This is a genomic window from Pseudomonas marginalis, from assembly GCF_008692035.1.
GTDB lineage: Bacteria > Pseudomonadota > Gammaproteobacteria > Pseudomonadales > Pseudomonadaceae > Aquipseudomonas > Aquipseudomonas marginalis.
The window spans coordinates 2,471,453-2,490,021 of sequence record NZ_VTFG01000001.1 but is presented as its reverse complement, the minus strand read 5'-3'; the positions used below and the strand labels follow the sequence as shown (position 1 = coordinate 2,490,021).

The following is an 18,569-nucleotide window of genomic DNA, read 5'->3' as shown; positions in this document are numbered from 1 at the left end:
CAAACCCTGGGCCGATGGCTATAACTTAAGGCCTAGCCAAAGTGACACCCCCCGCACGCTGGCGTTGTGAGTGTTGCCTATGCCGTTGCAAGCCGTTCGCCCGAAAATCCTAGGCTTTATCAGTGAACAGGCGTCGGCTTGGCTGGTGGCGTTGGTGGTGTTATTGGCAGGTTTTGCGCTGACGGCCATCGTCGCCTGGGCGGCCTCCGACCTCTATCAGCAACAGGTTCGCCAGCGCTTTCAGTTGCTGGTCAACGAGCGTTACACCCGCTTGCAGGAACGCTTCGAGGATCAGGAACAACGCCTGAACAGCCTGCGGCGGTTCTTCGTCAATTCCGATGTTGTGTCCCGCGAGGAGTTCGACGGCTTTGCCCAGCCGTTACTGTTGCGCGCCCGCGCCTACGCCTGGGCACCCCGTGTGTTTCGCGAACAGCGCAGCCAGTTTGAACAAGAGGTGTCCCGCCTGCGTGGGGTACCCTTTGTTATCCGTGAACTTAATAGCGCCGGCGAACTGGCCCCGGCGCCCGAGCGTGATGAATACGTTCCGGTGCTCTACAGCCAGACTCAAAGCCTGCTGGGGTCGCCCTTGGGTTTTGATCTGTTGGCCCAGCCCCTGCGGCGCTCTACCCTTGAGCGGGCGCAAAAGAGCGGCAAGCTGGCGGTGTCCCAACCGATGCAGTTGGTGGGGGTCGAGCCGGCTTATGCCACGGGTGTATTACTGGTCGCGCCGGTGAGTCACCTGCCCACGTCCGAGCCGTCCCCAAATGAGCCATATGGTTACGTGATGGCGGTGATCAGCATGCGCCAGTTGGTCGCCGACGGTTTGCCCAAAGCGGAGCGGGACAACCTGGTGATGCAGATCGTCGACACCTCAGACCTGCAAAAGCGCGTGCTCTTCGAGTCCGGCAATACCGTGGCCAACAGTGACCTTGCTGGCGCACGTCGCCTGACCCTGGGCGATCATGTGTACGCCCTGAGCCTGCGCCCGAGCAAGGTGTTCGAGCAGGCCAACTATTCCTCGCTGTCCACGATCCTGACCATGGGTAGCCTACTCAGCCTGCTGCTCAGCGCCTTGCTCTATGTGCTGGTGAGCCAGCGCCAGCGTGCGTTGAAACTGGTGGAGCAACGCACTGTGCAGTTGCGCTTGCGTGAGCAGGAACTACGGGGTGCCCATGGCCAGTTGCGCAGCGTACTCAACGCCGCTACACAAGTGGCGATCATTGCCACTGACTTGCGCGGCGTGATCAACACCTTCAACGCCGGTGCCGAGCAGATGCTGGGGTACGAGGCCGAGCAGGTGGTGGGCAAGCTGACCCTGGAAAGCCTGCACTTGGCGTTGGAGCTGGAGGCACGTTCCGCGAGCCTGAGCGTGACCTTGGGCAAGCGTATCCCGGCGAGCCAGGCGATGCTGGTGGAAAGCCCCGACAACCTGCACGAAGCCCGGGAGTGGACCTTGGTCCGCCAGGATGGCAGTCAGCTGATTGTGAATATGTTGGCCACCGTCTTGCTGGATGACCATGGTCTGTGGATCGGTCACCTCGCGATTTACCTGGACGTCACCGAGCAGAAACGCGCCTACGAGGCCCTGGCGGCGCGGGACCGCCTGCTCAAGAAACTCAGTGCCCACGTACCCGGGGGGATCTTCCAATTCACCCTGGAACCCCAGGATAACTGGCGCTTTATCTACGCCAGCGACGGCATGCGCGATATCTATGAAATCGAGGTCAGCGCGTTGCAGCGGGATGCAACGAAGGTCTTCGATCGAATCCACCCGCTGGACGCGGAGCGGGTGCGGGCCTCGATTCGCCTGTCGGCACTGCAGTTGAGCCACTGGCGCGAAGAGTACCGGGTGCAGTTGCCGCAACGGGGGTTGCGCTGGATTCGCGGCGAGGCCACCCCGGAAGAGTTACCGGGGGGCGGTACGCTGTGGCATGGCTATGTGTCGGACATTTCCGACTTGAAGCGGGTTGAAGAGGAACTGCGCGCGCTGTCCATCACAGATTCCCTGACCGGGATTCACAACCGTCGCTATTTCCAGGACCGCCTCAGGGCCGAGATGGCGAGGCTCAACCGGACCAGTGGGGCGCTGTCGGTGATCATGCTCGATATCGATCATTTCAAGCGTATCAACGACCAGCACGGGCATGCGGTTGGCGACGGGGTGTTGCAGGAGTTGTGCAGGCGCATCAGTCAGCGTCTGCGCCGCACCGACGTGTTCTGCCGCCTGGGGGGCGAGGAATTCATGGTGCTGTGCCCCAATACCGATGGCGAGCAGGCTTATGGCCTGGCCATGGAGTTGTGGCAATCCCTGCGTAACCTGCCGATGGAGCCTGTGGGCATCGTCACCGCCAGCTTTGGTGTGGCCAGCTGGCGGGTGGATGAAGGCATTGATGGCCTGTTGTTGCGTGCCGACTCGGCGGTGTACGTGGCCAAGCAGGCGGGCAGGGACCGGGTGGAGGCCGAGAGGGCGCGGGCCTGACGCTCGCTCCTATAGGACGGGAGCTGCCGCCGCCAGTTTTGGCTGGCGGTACAGATCCAGCAGCACCTGGTCCAGCACCGACGACGCGCCCCACGGCTTCGGATCGTTGAGGATCGCCACCACCGCCCAGGTGTTGCCATTGTTGTCGCGGCTGAACCCGGCAATGGCGCGCACGGTGTTCAAGGTACCGGTCTTGACGTGGGCCTCGCCGCGCATGGCCGTGGTCTTCAGGCGTTTACGCATGGTGCCGTCGGTGCCGGCGATCGGCATCGAGCTGATGTATTCCGCAGCGTAGGGGCTTTTCCAGGCGGCTTGGAGCATGGCGGCCATTTCGCGGGCGCTGACCCGCTCGGCACGGGACAGGCCCGAACCGTTCTCCATCACCAGGTGTGGCGCGGTGATGCCTTTTTTCGCCAGCCACTGGCGCACCACACGTTGCGCGGCCTTGGCATCGTCGCCGTCGGCATCGTTGCGAAACTGCGCGCCCAGGCTCAGGAACAACTGCTGGGCCATGGTGTTGTTACTGTATTTGTTGATGTCACGGATGATTTCCGCCAGGTCCGGCGAAAAGGCGCGGGCCAGGACCTTGGCATCCTTGGGCACCGGCGCCTGGATATCGCGGCCCTGGATGGTGCCGCCCAGTTCCTGCCAGATCGCCCGCACCGCACCGGCGGTGTAGGTGGCGTGGTCCAGCAACGACAGATAAGTCTGCGAGCTGCAGCCATCGGCCAATTGGCCGCTGACGGTGACCGTCATACTGCCATCGGCGCCTGTGACCGGGTTGTAGCGTACGTCGCCGGTGCACTGCTTGGCGTTGGAGGCCTTGACCTGGTTGTCGATGCGGATGCTGGCAATCGGCGGCTCGACCGAGACGAGCACGCGGCCCGAATCGTTACGGGTCACAAAGCGCAGGGCCTTGAGGTTGACCAGCAGGGCGTCGGGCTTGACCAGGAACGGTTTGTTCTCGTCGTTGCCGTCATCATTGAATTCCGGCAACTGCGGCTGGTTGAAGAAACTGCGGTCCAGCACCAGGTCACCGGTGACTTGCTGCACGCCATTGGCCCGCAGGTCGCGCATCAGCAGCCAGAGTTTTTCCATGTTCAGCTTGGGGTCGCCGCCGCCCTTGAGGTACAGGTTGCCGTGCAACACGCCACCGCTGAGGGTGCCGTCGGTGTAGAACTCGGTTTTCCACTGGTGGTTGGGGCCGAGCATTTCCAGGGCCGCATAGGTGGTGACCAGTTTCATGGTGGAAGCCGGGTTTACCGAGACGTCGGCGTTGAATACCGTGGGGGTGCCGGGGCCGTTCAGCGGGATCATCACCAGGGACAGCGCAGTGTTTTGCAGCTTGGCTTTGGCGAGTGCCTGCTGGACGTTCGGGGGCAGGGTGTTATTGATCGGGGCAGCGGAGGTGGAAAAGGCCAGTGGCAGGAGAAAACTGGCGAGTAGCAATGGACGCAAAGATTTGATCATAAGAAGTAAAACCCTACTGCTGAGGAGGGTGAAAAAGGCGAGGGGTAGATAGGAAAATTCCCTCAATGGTCATGAAAGTGTCGGCATTATGCCCCAAGGTGAAGGCACTTGTAGCTGAACGATAGCTGGTAATTGGCGTTTTTTTAACAGCAAACGGCCGCCTGTCCCAGAGAGTCGGGCAATCGTCGTCTTAAACTGCTAAAGTGCCGCCCGTTATTACTTATGAGGATTGTTCCAATGGCGACTAACCGTTCCCAGCGTCTGCGCAAAAAACTGTGCGTTGATGAATTTCAAGAGCTGGGTTTCGAACTGAACCTGGACTTCAAAGAAGGCCTGAGTGAAGAAGCTATCGACGCTTTCCTCGAAGCATTCATCAAAGAAGCCATGGAAGCCAACGGCCTGGGCTATGTCGGCGGCGACGACTACGGTCTGGTTTGCCTGCAGAAGCGTGGCTCGGTCTCCGAAGAGCAGCGTGCTGCCGTCGAAGCCTGGCTGAAAACCCGTTCCGAGCTGACCAAGGCTGAAGTCAGCCCGCTGCTGGACGTGTGGTATCCGGAAAAGCCGATCAACGCGGCTAAGTGATACTGAAAAAAACGGCGACCTGAGGGTCGCCGTTTTTTTATGCCTTGCGCCAATTCAGAATCAGCAGCGTCAACACCCCCGCCACAATCCCCCAGAACGCCGAGCCGATGGAAAACAACGTCAAGCCTGACGCGGTGACCATAAAGGTGATCAGCGCCGCTTCCCGTTCCTTCGGCTCATTCATGGCGATACTCAAGCCATTGATGATCGAGCCAAACAAGGCCAAGGCCGCAATCGACAGCACCAGTTCCTTGGGCAAGGCTGCGAACAGTGCCGCCAGTGTTGCGCCGAACACCCCGGCTATCCCGTAGAACACCCCGCACCATACGGCGGCAGTGTAGCGTTTATTACGGTCTTCATGGGCATGGGGGCCGGTGCAGATCGCTGCGCTGATCGCCGCCAGGTTGATGCCGTGGGAGCCAAAGGGCGCCAGCACCAGCGAGGCCAGGCCGGTGGCGGTGATCAGCGGCGAGGCCGGCACGTTATAGCCATCGGCCCGCAGTACGGCGACGCCGGGCATGTTCTGCGAGGTCATCGCCACCACGAACAACGGAATCCCGATACTGATGGTTGCCGCCAACGAGAAGTGCGGCGTCGTCCATACCGGCGTCGCCACTTCCAGGTGGAAACCGCTGAAGTCCAGCAAGCCCATCAGCGCCGACAGCAGGGTACCGATCATCAGGGCGGCCAGTACCGCGTAGCGTGGCGACAGACGCTTGATGATCAGGTAGGTGAAAAACATCCCCAGGACCAGGCCGGTGCGATGCTGCGCAGCGACGAAAATCTCGCTGCCGATCTTGAACAGGATCCCCGCCAGCAACGCGGCCGCCAACGACGCAGGGATACGCTTGACCAGTTTTTCAAAGCTGCCGGTGAGCCCGCAGAGCGTCACCAGCACCGCGCAGGTGATGTAGGCGCCGATGGCCTCGCCGTAACTCACACCGCCCAGGCTGGTGATCAACAGCGCCGCGCCGGGGGTGGACCAGGCAATGGTGATCGGCGTGCGGTAGCGCAGGGACAGGCCGATGCTGCAGACCGCCATGCCGATGGAAATCGCCCAGATCCACGAAGAAATCTGCGCCGTGGTCAAGCCGGCCGCCTGGCCGGCCTGGAACATCAGCACCAGGGAGCTGGTATAGCCGGTCATCATGGCGATAAAGCCGGCGACAACGGCGGAGGCAGAAGTGTCGGCCAGCGGGCGCAAGGGCGCTTGGGTGGCGTCGGTCATGGAGAGGTGTTCCTTTTACCTGGGTGTTTGCCGGTGACGGCGCAGATTCAAGCCTAAACTCAAACGTAACGACTCATTGCAATACAGACGGCACCGCAAACAGCCGTACAGTGTGTTGGCGCAGTGGGTTGTGTACAATGTGCGCTGTTTTTAGGTGATACTTGCCAGCGACCCCGTGTTGCCGTATTACCTTAAAGTTGCCGTATTACCGTTAATTCGCCGCCGTTCTCCCTACCCGAGTGCCCATGAACGAACAGTTGCAACCTCTCAAGAAACAACCGCGAGCCGGCAAGGCCGGTCGCAGCGGAACCCAGGACGATATCGTCTACGCGCATATCTTCGAGGCGATCCTCGAGCAGCGCCTGGCACCCGGTACCAAATTGAGCGAAGAGGCACTGGGCGAAATCTTCGGCGTCAGCCGCACTATCATTCGCCGCGCGCTGTCGCGCCTGGCCCATGAAGGCGTGGTGTTGCTGCGGCCCAATCGTGGCGCGGTGGTGGCGAGCCCAAGCGTGGAAGAAGCACGCCAGGTGTTCCTGGCCCGGCGCCTGGTAGAGCGAGCGATCACCGAGCTGGCAGTGCAGCACGCCACCGCCGAGCAACTGGCCGAACTGCGCCAGATGGTCAACGACGAGCGCGACAGCTTCTCCCGCGGTGATCGCGGAGCGGGCATCCGCCTCTCCGGCGAATTCCACCTCAAGCTGGCCGAAGCCGCGAAAAACGCGCCGCTGATCAGCTTCCAGCGCAGCCTGGTGTCCCAGACCTCGTTGATCATCGCTCAGTACGAAAGCGGCAACCGCTCGCACTGTTCCTACGATGAGCACACCCAACTGATCGATGCGATCGAAGCACGGGACGCGGCGTTGGCGGTGAACTTGATGATGCATCACATGGATCATATCGACAGCAAGCTCAACCTCGACGAGGAAAGTGCGTCGGATGATTTGCATGCGGTGTTCTCGCATCTGTTGCAGACCAAGAAGCCGGGTCGTTCTTCGGTCAAGCTGTAAACCCGATTAAAAAATGTGGGAGGGGGCTTGCCCCCGATGGCAGAGTGTCAGTCACTGAATTAAGTGCCTGATCCGCCGCTATCGGGAGCAAGCCCCCTCCCACATTTGTTTTGTGTCGTGGCGCAGATCAGCGTTGGTGCACGAGTTGGCCGGCAGCGTAAGTCTGCAACACCGTCCGATCATCCCCCAGGGTCATCAACACGAACAACGTCTCGGCAATGTTATTGGCTTGCTTCAAGCGATAGCTCAGCAGCGGCGTGGCGTTGTAGTCCAGCACCAGGAAGTCGGCATCGGTGCCCGGCTGCAGCGTGCCGATCTTGTCTTCCAGGCGCAGCGCCCGCGCACCGCCCAGGGTAGCCAGGTACAGTGACTTGAAGGGGCTCAACCGCGCGCCCTGCAGTTGCATGACCTTGTAGGCTTCGTTCAAGGTTTGCAGCAGCGAGAAACTGGTGCCGCCACCCACATCGGTGCCCAGGCCGACATTCAGCTTGTGTTTCTCGGCCATCGGCAGGTTGAACAGGCCGCTGCCGAGGAAGAGGTTCGAGGTCGGACAGAACGCCACCGCCGACCCCGTCTCCGCCAACCGTGCGCACTCGTCATCACACAGGTGCACGCCGTGGGCAAACACCGAGCGCTCGCCCAGCAGCTTGTAGTGGTCGTACACATCCAGATAGCCGTTGCGCTCCGGAAACAGCGCCTTCACCCACTCGACTTCCTGCTTGTTCTCACTGATGTGCGTCTGCATGTACAGGTCCGGGTACTCGCCCAGCAGTTGCCCGGCCAACGCCAATTGCTCCGGCGTGCTGGTCGGCGCAAAACGCGGGGTGACCGCGTAGTGCAGGCGGCCTTTGCCGTGCCAGCGTTCGATCAGTGCCTTGCTTTGCTGGTAGCCGGATTCGGCGGTGTCGGTGAGGTAGTCCGGGGCGTTGCGATCCATCATCACCTTGCCGGCGATCATGCGCAGGTCGAGTTTTTCCGCCGCCTCAAAGAATGCGTTCACCGACTGCGGATGCACACTGCCGAACACCAGTGCGGTGGTGGTGCCGTTGCGCAGCAGTTCCTTGATAAAAATGCCTGCGACTTCTTCGGCGTGGGCCTTGTCGGCGAACTGGCTTTCGCACGGGAAGGTGTAGGTGTTGAGCCAGTCCAGCAACTGCTCGCCATACGCGCCGACCATGCCGGTCTGCGGCAGGTGGATATGGGTGTCGATCAGGCCGGGGATGATCAGCGCATCCTGGTAATGGGTGATGTCGATGTCGGCAGGCAAGCTCGGCAGCAGGTCGCCGGCATGGCCCACGGCGCTGATCCGGCCGTTTTCGATCACCAGCAGGCCGTCTTCGAAATACTCGTAGGAGGCTTCGATCCCAACTTCAGCGGGGTCGGCGATGCTGTGCAGGAGGGCGGCACGGTAGGCTTTGCGAGTCAAAGGCATGGTCGTCTCAATTGATAGCTTGGCTGCGGCGCGAGGCCGGCAGCAATTTGGCAATGGGTTCGGCGCTCGCGGTGTGCTGGCCGAAATTGGCGTTATAAGTGGCGATGATTTCGCCGGCGATGGAGATGGCAATCTCCACCGGCAACTTGCCCTTCACCTCGCTGAGGCCCATGGGGCAACGCATGCGTTGCAACTGCGCGGCGTCGAAGCCGCGATCGCGCAGGCGGTGTTCGAACTTGACGCGTTTGGTCTTGGAGCCGATCAGGCCGAAGTAGGCGAAGTCATTGCGCTTGAGCAGGGCGGCGGTGAGTTCCAGATCCAGCGCGTGATTGTGGGTCATGACGATGCAGTAACTGCCCACCGGCAGGTCGGCAATTTCGTCCACCGGCTCTTCGCTGATGATTTTACGCACGCCCTGGGGGATATGTTCCGGAAACTCCTGCTCGCGGGAATCGATCCAGCGCACCCGGCACGGCAGGCTCGCCAGCAACGGCACCAGCGCGCGGCCAACATGGCCGGCGCCGAACACCGCGATCTGCGCCTGCACCTGGCCCATGGGTTCGAACAGCAGCACGGTGACGCCCCCACAGCACTGGCCCAGGCTGGCGCCGAGGCTGAAGCGCTCCAGATGGGTGTTCTGCTGGCCACGCACAAGCATGTCGCGGGCGATCTGCATGGCCTTGTATTCCAGGTGCCCACCGCCGATGGTGTCGAAGGTCTGCGCGGCACTGATCACCATCTTCGAACCGGCATTGCGCGGCGTGGAGCCGAGCTCTTCGATGATGGTCACCAGTACGCAGGGTTCACCCTGGTTCTGCAGGTCGGCGAGGGCGCTGATCCAGTTGTTCATAGTCACCTCTTGTGGTGTCTGTCAGGCCGTCATCGGTCTAGAGCGAAGCCATTTCAGTTTCAGTCTCGACAGCTGTCGCCGCCTGCAACTTGCGCATCTGCTCACACCCCCACAACACCCGCTCCGGTGTCGCCGGCGCATCGATCTTCGGCTGATGGCGATAATCAGCCAGGCTCGCCACCGCATCCTTGATCGCGCACCACGAGGCAATCCCGAGCATGAACGGTGGCTCACCCACGGCCTTGGAATGGAACACCGTGTCTTCCGGGTTCTTGCGGTTTTCCACCAGCTTCACACGCAAATCCAAAGGCATGTCGGCTACCGCCGGGATCTTGTAGCTGGCCGGGCCGCAGGTCTCTAGCTTGCCCTTGTTGTTCCACACCAGCTCTTCCATGGTCAGCCAGCCCATGCCCTGGATAAAGCCTCCTTCTACCTGGCCGATGTCGATGGCCGGGTTCAGTGAGGCGCCCACATCGTGGAGGATGTCGGTGCGCAGCATCTTGTATTCGCCGGTCAGGGTGTCGACGATCACTTCGCAGCACGCCGCGCCGAAGGCGAAGTAGTAGAACGGCCGACCGCGGGCCTGGCTGCGGTCGTAGAAGATTTTCGGGGTCTTGTAGAAGCCGGTGCTCGACAGCGAGACCTGGGCGAAATACGCCTGTTGAATCAGCGCTTCAAAGCTCAGGATCTGCTCGCGCACGCGCACATGGCCGTTATGAAATTCCACATCCGCTTCGCTCACGTCGTACTTGCGCGCGGCGAATTCCACCAGGCGTTGCTTGATGGTTTCGGCGGCGTTCTGTGCGGCCTTGCCGTTCAGGTCCGCACCGCTGGACGCGGCGGTCGGCGAGGTGTTGGGCACCTTGTCGGTGTTGGTGGCGGTGATCTGCACGCGGTCGATGTCCACCTGGAACACTTCGGCCACCACTTGCGCGACCTTGGTGTTCAAGCCCTGGCCCATCTCGGTGCCGCCATGGTTCAGGTGGATGCTGCCGTCGGTGTAGATATGGATCAGCGCGCCCGCCTGGTTCAGGAAGCTCGCCGTGAATGAGATCCCGAATTTCACCGGGGTCAGCGCCAGGCCTTTTTTCAGGATCGGGCTGTGGGCGTTGTACAGGCGGATCGCTTCGCGGCGCTCGGCGTATTGGCTGCTGGCTTCAAGTTCGGCGGTCATTTCCTCGAGCATGTTGTGCTCGACGGTCTGGTAGTAGTGGGTGACGTTGCGCTCGGTCTTGCCGTAGTAATTGGCCTTGCGCACCGCCAACGGGTCCAGCGCCAGATGGCGGGCGATGGCGTCCATCACTTCCTCGATGGCGACCATGCCTTGTGGGCCGCCGAAGCCGCGATAGGCGGTGTTGGACGCGGTGTTGGTCTTGCAGCGATGGCCGTTCACCGTGGCATCGCCCAGGTAATACGCGTTGTCGGCGTGGAACATGGCGCGGTCGACGATCGAGTTGGACAGGTCCGGCGAGCAGCCGCAGTTACCGGCCAGTTCCAGGTTGATCCCGTGCAGGCGACCGCTGTCGTCGAAGCCCACGTCGTATTCGATATAGAAGGGGTGGCGCTTGCCGGTCATCAGCATGTCTTCGACGCGCGGCAGGCGCATCTTGGTCGGCTGGCCGGTGAGGCGCGCCACCACCGCGCATAGGCACGCCGGGCTCGCCGCCTGGGTTTCCTTGCCGCCGAAACCGCCACCCATGCGGCGCATATCGACGACGATCTTGTTCATCGACACGTCCAGCACTTCGGCCACCAGCTTCTGCACTTCGGTGGGGTTCTGCGTGGAGCAATAGACGATCATGCCGCCGTCTTCGGTGGGCATTACCGAGGAAATCTGGGTTTCCAGGTAGAAGTGTTCCTGGCCGCCGATATGCAGGGTGCCCTGGAGGCGGTGCTTGGCGGTCGCCAGTGCGCCGGCCGAATCACCCCGTTGGTGGGTGTGGCTGTCGAGCACGAAGTGCTTGTTGCGAAAGGCCTCGACCACATCCAGCACGGGCTCCAGGTCTTCGTATTCGATCACGGCCGCCATCGCGGCCTTGCGTGCGGTGTCGAGGTCGCGGGCGGCCACGGCCAAAACCACCTGGCCGACGAACTGCACCGTGTCGATGGCCAGCAAGGGGTCGCCGGGCAGCAGCGGGCCGATGTCTTTCAGGCCCGGCACGTCTTCGTGGGTGATGACGATACGCACACCGTCGAAGGCGTAGCAGGGCGTGGTGTCGATGCGGATGATCCGGGCGTGGGCGCGGTCGGACATGCGTGCATACAGGTGCAACTGGTTGGGGAATTCCAGGCGGTCATCGATGTACTGCGCTTCACCGGACACGTGCTTGGCGGCGCTGTCATGCTTGACGCTGCGGCCGACTCCGGAGGTCAGGTCCTGGGCAAACAGCGCGGCCAGTTCGGCCTGGGTTTTTTCCACGGCGTGATGGTTAGACATAAGCGGTCACCCGAGTCTCGATGTGCGGCGTTTGCAGTTCGATGAAGTATTTGCGCAGCAGGTTCCGGGCGCTGAGCAGGCGGTATTCCTTGCTGGCGCGGAAGTCCGACAGCGGGGTGAAATCCTCGGCGAGGGCAGCGCAGGCTTTCTCGACGGTGGCGGCGTTCCAGGTGGCGCCGACCAACATGGCTTCGCAGTTTTTCGCGCGTTTTGGCGTGGCGGCCATGCCGCCGAACGCGACGCGGGCATCACTGATCACACCGTTGTCGATCTTCAGGTTGAAGGCCGCACACACGGCGGAAATATCGTCGTCCAGGCGCTTGGAAACCTTGTAGGCACGGAACAGCGCGTGGCCCTTGGGGACGATGATTTTTTCGATGAACTCGCTGTCCTGGCGCGCCGTCACGCGGTAGTCGATGAAGTAGTCTTCCAGGGCCAGCGTACGGCGCGTGTTGCCTTTGCACAGCACGATCTGCGCCCCCAGGGCGATCAACAGCGGCGGCGAATCGCCAATCGGCGAGGCGTTGCCGATATTGCCGCCGAGGGTACCCTGGTTACGGATTTGCAGGGAGGCGAAGCGGTGCAGCAGGTCGCCGAAATCCGGGTATTCGTGGTGCAGCGCGGTGTAGCAGTCGGAGAGGGCAGTGGCGGCGCCGATTTCCAGGCGGTCGTCGAAGTCCTCGATGCGCTTCATCTCTTCAATATTGCCGACATAGATCATCACCGGCAGGGTGCGGTGGAACTGAGTGACTTCCAGCGCCAGGTCGGTGCCGCCGGCCAGCAGGCGGGCTTGCGGGTAGGCGTCGTAGAGGTCGGCCAGGTCGGCGACGGTGAGGGGCACCAGGCAGCGTTTGTCGCCGCTGTTGAGTTCACCGGTTTGGGTCGGCGCGATGGCTTTGAGGCGGGCGATGGTTTCGGCCTGGCGGCTGTCGAACTGGTCCACCGGTTTGTTGCAGCAGGCCTGTTCGGCGGCGGCCAGGATCGGCCGATAGCCGGTGCAGCGGCACAGGTTGCCGGCCAGGGCTTCGTGGGCCTTCTGGCTGTCGGGGGCGTCGCTGTTCTTTTGCAGGGCGAACAACGACATCACAAACCCGGGGGTGCAAAAGCCGCATTGCGAACCGTGGCACTCCACCATCGCCTGTTGCACGCTGTGCAGTTGGCCCTGGTGCTTGAGGTCTTCGACGCTGATCAACTGCTTGCCGTGCAGCGACGATACAAATGTCAGGCAGGAATTGAGGCTGCGATAACGGATCTGCTCAACGCCCTGAGGGTCGGTGTGCAACTCGCCGACCACCACCGTGCACGCACCGCAGTCGCCGCTGGCGCAGCCTTCCTTGGTACCGGGTTTGCCCACATGCTCGCGCAGATAGTTGAGCACGGTCAGGTTGGGGTCCAGGGCGTGCTCGCTACGGAGTTCCTGGTTAAGTAAAAACTGGATCACGGAAGGCCTCGCAGACTCATTATTGTTGTTAACCGCTTTGCGCCGAATCTAGTCATGTCTGACTTTTCGGTCAATGATTTTCTGACCAGAAGGTCAGGAAAATGCGATCGCAACACTTTCAATTATGGTTCAGTCTTCTGAAACCGGCGTTTTTGGGGGCGTGTGGGTGTTCAGCGTTGCTTATTTCATGCCAAATTCGCCACGGTGGGCGTAGCGCCATCAGCGGGCCAATGCGCTACACTGCCGCGCTTGTACCGATAGACGATTTTGAAGGGAAAACATGACGTTCAAGGCGCCGGACAGTCTCGCCGAGCAAATCGCTCACCACCTCGCCGAACGTATCATTCGCGGCGATCTCAAGCCTGGAGAGCGGATCCAGGAACAGAAAGTCACGCTGGCGCTCAATGTCAGCCGTGGCTCCGTGCGTGAAGCTTTACTGATCCTCGAACGCCGCCACCTGATCGCGATCCTGCCGCGCCGTGGCGCCCATGTGACCGAGCTCACGGCGCACAAGGTGCAGAGCCTGTGCACGCTGATGAGTGAGCTGTATATCCTGCTTGGCAATGCGGTCGCCCAGGGCTGGCAGACCCAGGCCGACATGGCGCCGTTCGTCCAGATCCAGCAGCGCCTGGTGAGCAATTTCGAGCGCCAGGACATCCGCGCCTTTGTCGAAGAATGCTTCAATGTGATGCGCGCCGCGTACCCCTTCGCCAACAACCCGTATTTGCAGGAAACCGTCGAGAACCTGCAGCCGGCGATGAACCGTGCCTATTACCTGGCCCTGGATCAGCGCAAGGCGTCCATGAGCGAGTACCTGGCGCTGTTCGAGCAACTGCTCGCCGCCGTACTCGCCCGTGACCTGGAGCAGATCCGCCAGGTGCTGTCGGCCTACTGCCAGCGCAGCAGCTCGCTGGTCATCGCTGCGTTGGCGGACGCCTAAACGTGCGGCTCAAGTGCATCAAACTGGCGGGGTTCAAATCCTTCGTCGACCCGACCACGGTGAACTTCCCCAGTAACATGGCGGCAGTGGTCGGGCCCAATGGCTGCGGCAAGTCGAACATCATCGACGCCGTACGCTGGGTGATGGGCGAGAGCTCGGCAAAAAACCTGCGTGGCGAGTCGATGACCGACGTCATCTTCAACGGCTCCACCAGCCGCAAGCCGGTGAGCCAGGCGAGCATCGAACTGGTGTTCGACAACTCCGATGGCACCCTGGTCGGCGAGTACGCGGCCTACGCGGAAATCTCGATCCGCCGCAAAGTGACGCGCGACAGCCAGAACAGTTACTTCCTCAACGGCACCAAGTGCCGGCGCCGGGACATTACCGACATCTTCCTCGGTACCGGCCTGGGCCCGCGCAGCTATTCGATCATCGAACAGGGCATGATCTCCAAGCTGATCGAAGCCAAGCCCGAAGACCTGCGCAACTTTATCGAGGAAGCGGCCGGCATCTCCAAGTACAAGGAGCGCCGCCGCGAGACCGAAAACCGTATCCGCCGCACCCATGAAAACCTCGCCCGCCTCACCGACCTGCGCGAAGAGCTGGAGCGCCAGTTGGAGCGCCTGCACCGCCAGGCCCAGGCGGCCGAGAAGTACCAGGAATACAAGGGCGAAGAGCGCCAGCTCAAGGCGCAACTGTCGGCCCTGCGCTGGCAGGCGTTGAACGATCAGGTGGGCCAGCGCGAAGCGATCATCGGCACCCAGGAAATCAGCTTTGAAGCGCTGGTGGCCGAGCAGCGCAATGCCGACGCCGCCATCGAGCGCCTGCGCGACGGGCACCATGACCTGTCCGAACGCTTCAATCTGGTGCAGGGCCGCTTCTATTCGGTGGGCGGTGATATTGCCCGCGTCGAGCAAAGCATCCAGCACGGCCAGCAGCGCCTGCGTCAGTTGCAGGATGACTTGAAGGAAGCGGAACGCGCGCGCCTGGAAACCGAATCCCATTTGGGCCACGACCGCACCTTGCTGCTGACGTTGGGCGAAGAGCTGGACATGCTCACCCCCGAGCAGGACATCACCAACGCCGCCGCCGAAGAGGCCGCCGCTGCGCTGGAAGAATCCGAAACCACCATGCACGGCTGGCAGGAGCAGTGGGACGCCTTCAACCTGCAATCCGCCGAACCGCGGCGCCAGGCCGAGGTGCAGCAGTCGCGCATCCAGCAACTGGAAACCAGCATGGAACGCCTGGCCGAGCGCCAGCGTCGCCTGCAGGAAGAGCGCGTGCTGCTTGCCGCCGACCCGGAAGACGCGGCGATCATGGAGCTCAGCGAGCAACTGGCCGAAAGCGAGATGACGCTGGAAGAGCTGGAAGCCAGCGAAGAACAACAAGTGGAGCGCCTGGAGCAATTGCGTCAGCAACTGCAACAGGCGACCCAGGCCCAGCAGCAGGCCCAGGGTGATTTGCAGCGGCTTAACGGCCGCCTGGCGTCCCTTGAAGCCTTGCAGCAAGCGGCATTGGACCCAGGCACCGGCACCGCCGAATGGCTGCGTGACCAGCACCTGGCCGAGCGTCCGCGCTTGGCCGAAGGATTGAAAGTTGAAGCCGGTTGGGAGCTGGCGGTAGAGACCGTTCTAGGCGCCGACCTGCAAGCCGTACTGGTGGATGATTTTGGCGGCTTCGACCTGGCCGGCTTCGCCCAGGGCGATCTGCGTTTGCTCAGCCCCGCCGCTGATGGCACGCGAGTGCCGGGCAGCCTGCTGGACAAGGTCGAAGCGGCGATTGACCTGTCGCCGTGGCTGGGCCAGGTCAAGCCGGTGGAGTCCCTGGAACAGGCCCTGGCCCAGCGCGGTCAACTGGCGGGCGGCGAAAGCCTGATCAGCCGCGACGGTTACTGGGTCGGCCGCCACTTCCTGCGGGTGCGCCGCGCCAGTGAAGCGGAAAGCGGCGTTCTGGCCCGAGGCCAGGAAATCGTCAACCTGATTGCCGAGCGCGAAGAACGCGAAGCCACCCTGGAAAGCCTCGAAACCGAACTGCAAACCCTGCGCGCCACCCAGCGCCAGCAAGAGACCGGCCGCGAACACCTGCGGCGCCTGTTGCAGGACGAAGCGCGCCAGCAAGGCGAATTGAAAGCCCAGCTTTCCGCGAGCAAGGCCAAGGCCGAGCAACTGACCCTGCGCCGCACCCGCCTCGACGAAGAAGTGGCGGAGATGGGCGAACAGCGCGCCCTCGAACACGAACAGATCGGCGAAGCGCGCCTGCAATTGCAGGAAGCCCTCGACAGCATGGCCCTGGACACCGAGCAGCGCGAATTGCTGCTGGCTCAGCGTGACAGCCTGCGCGAGCGCCTTGATCGTGTGCGCCAGGAAGCCCGCCAGCACAAGGACCACGCCCATCAGTTGGCCGTGCGCCTGGGTTCGCTCAAGGCCCAGCACGCGTCCACGGCCCAGGCCCTTGAGCGCCTGGAGATGCAGTCCGAACGCCTGACCGAAAAGCGCGAGCAACTGAGCCTCAACCTGGAGGAGGGCGAAGCACCGCTGGAAGAGCTGCGCCTCAAGCTTGAAGAGTTGCTCGACAAGCGCATGACCGTCGACGAAGAACTCAAGACCGCGCAGATCGCCCTGGAAGACGCCGACCGCGAACTGCGCGACGCAGAAAAACGCCGGACCCAGGCCGAGCAGCAATCCCAGCTGATTCGCGGCCAGCTCGAACAACAGCGCATGGAATGGCAAGCCCTGACCGTGCGCCGCAAGGCCCTGCAAGACCAATTGCTCGAAGACGGCTACGACTTGCATGGCGTGCTCAATACCTTGACCGCCCAGGCCAACGAGAAAGAAGCCGAGGAAGAACTTGAACGGATTGCCGCACGTATCCAGCGACTGGGCGCGATCAACCTCGCGGCCATCGATGAATACCAGCAGCAGTCCGAGCGCAAACGTTATCTGGATGCCCAGGACGCCGACCTGGTGGAAGCCCTGGACACCCTGGAAAACGTGATCCGCAAGATCGACAAGGAAACCCGCAACCGCTTCAAAGATACCTTTGATCAGATTAATGGCGGTTTACAGGCGTTATTCCCGAAAGTTTTCGGTGGTGGCAGCGCTTACTTGGAACTGACGGGCGAAGATCTACTCGATACAGGGGTAACGATCATGGCGCGGCCTCCGGGCAAGAAGAACAGCACCATCCATTTGTTGTCCGGCGGCGAAAAAGCCCTGACCGCGTTGGCCCTGGTGTTTGCCATCTTCAAGTTGAACCCGGCGCCGTTCTGCATGCTCGATGAAGTTGACGCCCCATTGGATGACGCTAACGTTGGACGCTATGCGCGACTGGTCAAGGAGATGTCCCAGACGGTGCAGTTCATCTATATCACCCACAACAAGATCGCCATGGAAATGGCTGATCAGTTGATGGGGGTGACAATGCATGAACCGGGTTGTTCACGTTTGGTCGCGGTGGATGTCGAAGAAGCGATGGCGATGGTGGAATCCTGAGCTGCGCCATGAGCGAAAGTTTTCAGCGCGATGTCAGGTGATTTACCGGCCTGGTGAAAGTGGCAAATGGACATATTTGTTCAAGGCATTTTGACAGACGGTGTAAAGTTATCTTTGGTCGTGCTAGTTTAATGTCAATTTTTCGTGTGCGTGGGCAAAACGTCAGTCAGAACATAGAGTTGGCGCCACGTTTTAAAGCGGTTTGCACGGTGCTAAACCCCTTATTTTTCAGCATTTTTTATTAGAGGCACGGGATTACATGGAAATCGGTCTGCGCGAGTGGCTGATCGTCATCGGCATTATTGTCATTGCCGGTATTCTTTTTGATGGCTGGCGCCGCATGCGCGGTGGCAAGGGCAAGCTCAAATTCCGCCTGGACCGCAACCTGTCCAACTTGCCCGACGACGACGGCAGCGCCGAGCTGCTGGGGCCGCCCCGTGTGCTGGATACCCATAAGGAACCGCAACTGGACGAGCATGACCTGCCGTCGATGAGTGCACCGGTGCGTGAAGCCCGCGAGCCCTCTTCCAAGCGTGGCAAGCGCGCCAGTGCAGCTGTTGCCGAACCCCATCAGGGTGACCTGAACCTCGATGTCGATGAAGGCCCGAGCTTCAGCAGCCGTGATGACGATTTCCCGGATGAAAACGCCGGCAAGAATGCGCCGCGTCAATCCGTCAACGATCAGCCTGCCGCCGAAGAAGTGCTGGTGATCAGCGTGATCTGCCGCGACGCCGCCGGCTTCAAGGGCCCGGCTCTGTTGCAGAACATCCTCGAAAGCGGCCTGCGCTTTGGCGAGATGGATATTTTCCACCGCCACGAAAGCATGGCCGGCAACGGCGAAGTGCTGTTCTCCATGGCCAACGCGGTCAAGCCAGGCACTTTCGACCTGGACGACATCGACCTGTTCAGCACCCCTGCGGTGAGCTTCTTCCTCGGCCTGCCGGGCCCGCGTCACCCGAAACAAGCCTTCGACGTAATGGTGGCCGCTGCCCGCAAGCTGTCCCAGGAACTCAACGGCGAGCTCAAGGACGACCAACGCAGCGTCCTGACCGCCCAGACCATCGAACACTACCGTCAGCGCATCGTCGAGTTCGAGCGTCGCGCCCTGACACAGAAACGCTGAGGATTGGTTTCCAGCGTTGTCATTAGAATAAGCGCACCAACATTTGAGCAGCTTCGGCTGCTCTTTTGCTTTATGAGAGAACACCC

Annotated in this window: 12 protein-coding genes; 6 read left to right on the top strand and 6 right to left on the bottom strand. The window is 61.6% G+C overall.

Features of this window, described 5'->3' with window-relative positions:
• Positions 1-79 precede the first annotated feature (79 nt).
• Entirely contained in the window at positions 80-2,479 is a 2,400-nt protein-coding gene (locus tag FX984_RS11570; RefSeq protein WP_027603699.1) for a sensor domain-containing diguanylate cyclase, read from the top strand.
• 9 nt (positions 2,480-2,488) lie between these two features.
• On the opposite strand, the gene dacB is transcribed toward FX984_RS11570, so the two are convergent.
• Entirely contained in the window at positions 2,489-3,949 is a 1,461-nt protein-coding gene (dacB, locus tag FX984_RS11565) for a D-alanyl-D-alanine carboxypeptidase/D-alanyl-D-alanine endopeptidase (protein ID WP_098478915.1), read from the bottom strand.
• A 237-nt stretch (positions 3,950-4,186) separates the two neighbouring features.
• Here dacB and FX984_RS11560 point away from each other — a divergent pair, with 237 nt between their 5' ends.
• Entirely contained in the window at positions 4,187-4,531 is a 345-nt protein-coding gene (locus FX984_RS11560) for a YggL family protein (RefSeq protein WP_010208515.1), read from the top strand.
• A 37-nt stretch (positions 4,532-4,568) separates the two neighbouring features.
• Here the strand turns inward: FX984_RS11560 and FX984_RS11555 are convergent, their stop codons facing one another.
• The gene (locus FX984_RS11555; RefSeq protein ID WP_146476746.1) at positions 4,569-5,759 is read right to left on the bottom strand and encodes a benzoate/H(+) symporter BenE family transporter; all 1,191 of its coding nucleotides are present in this window, start codon (positions 5,757-5,759) and stop codon (positions 4,569-4,571) included.
• A gap of 245 nt (positions 5,760-6,004) precedes the next feature.
• Here FX984_RS11555 and FX984_RS11550 point away from each other — a divergent pair, with 245 nt between their 5' ends.
• Positions 6,005-6,769 (top strand): GntR family transcriptional regulator, encoded by a 765-nt coding sequence (locus FX984_RS11550; protein ID WP_003175499.1) that lies wholly within the window; start codon positions 6,005-6,007, stop codon positions 6,767-6,769.
• A 127-nt stretch (positions 6,770-6,896) separates the two neighbouring features.
• On the opposite strand, the gene guaD is transcribed toward FX984_RS11550, so the two are convergent.
• The 4 genes from guaD to xdhA are packed head-to-tail and all read right to left on the bottom strand — an operon-like array spanning position 6,897 to position 12,929.
• Positions 6,897-8,201, bottom strand: a complete 1,305-nt coding sequence (guaD, locus tag FX984_RS11545) for a guanine deaminase (protein ID WP_027603702.1) — start codon at positions 8,199-8,201, stop codon at positions 6,897-6,899.
• 7 nt (positions 8,202-8,208) lie between these two features.
• Entirely contained in the window at positions 8,209-9,051 is an 843-nt protein-coding gene (gene xdhC / locus FX984_RS11540) for a xanthine dehydrogenase accessory protein XdhC (RefSeq protein WP_027603703.1), read from the bottom strand.
• Positions 9,052-9,088: 37 nt separating this feature from the next.
• A complete protein-coding gene (gene xdhB, locus FX984_RS11535) occupies positions 9,089-11,488 on the bottom strand; it encodes a xanthine dehydrogenase molybdopterin binding subunit (RefSeq protein WP_098478917.1) in 2,400 nt (799 codons plus the stop codon).
• A complete protein-coding gene (gene xdhA, locus FX984_RS11530; RefSeq protein ID WP_146476745.1) occupies positions 11,481-12,929 on the bottom strand; it encodes a xanthine dehydrogenase small subunit in 1,449 nt (482 codons plus the stop codon). The genes xdhB and xdhA overlap by 8 nt, the downstream gene beginning before the upstream one ends.
• A gap of 280 nt (positions 12,930-13,209) precedes the next feature.
• On the opposite strand from xdhA, the gene FX984_RS11525 reads away from it, so the two are divergent.
• The 3 genes from FX984_RS11525 to zipA all read left to right on the top strand — a co-directional run bounded on the left by FX984_RS11525 (position 13,210) and on the right by zipA (position 18,483).
• The gene (locus FX984_RS11525) at positions 13,210-13,869 is read left to right on the top strand and encodes a GntR family transcriptional regulator (RefSeq protein ID WP_027603706.1); all 660 of its coding nucleotides are present in this window, start codon (positions 13,210-13,212) and stop codon (positions 13,867-13,869) included.
• Between the two features lie 2 nt (positions 13,870-13,871).
• The gene (smc, locus tag FX984_RS11520) at positions 13,872-17,360 is read left to right on the top strand and encodes a chromosome segregation protein SMC (RefSeq protein ID WP_098478919.1); all 3,489 of its coding nucleotides are present in this window, start codon (positions 13,872-13,874) and stop codon (positions 17,358-17,360) included.
• 259 nt (positions 17,361-17,619) lie between these two features.
• Entirely contained in the window at positions 17,620-18,483 is an 864-nt protein-coding gene (gene zipA / locus FX984_RS11515) for a cell division protein ZipA (RefSeq protein WP_027603708.1), read from the top strand.
• Positions 18,484-18,569: the final 86 nt, after the last annotated feature.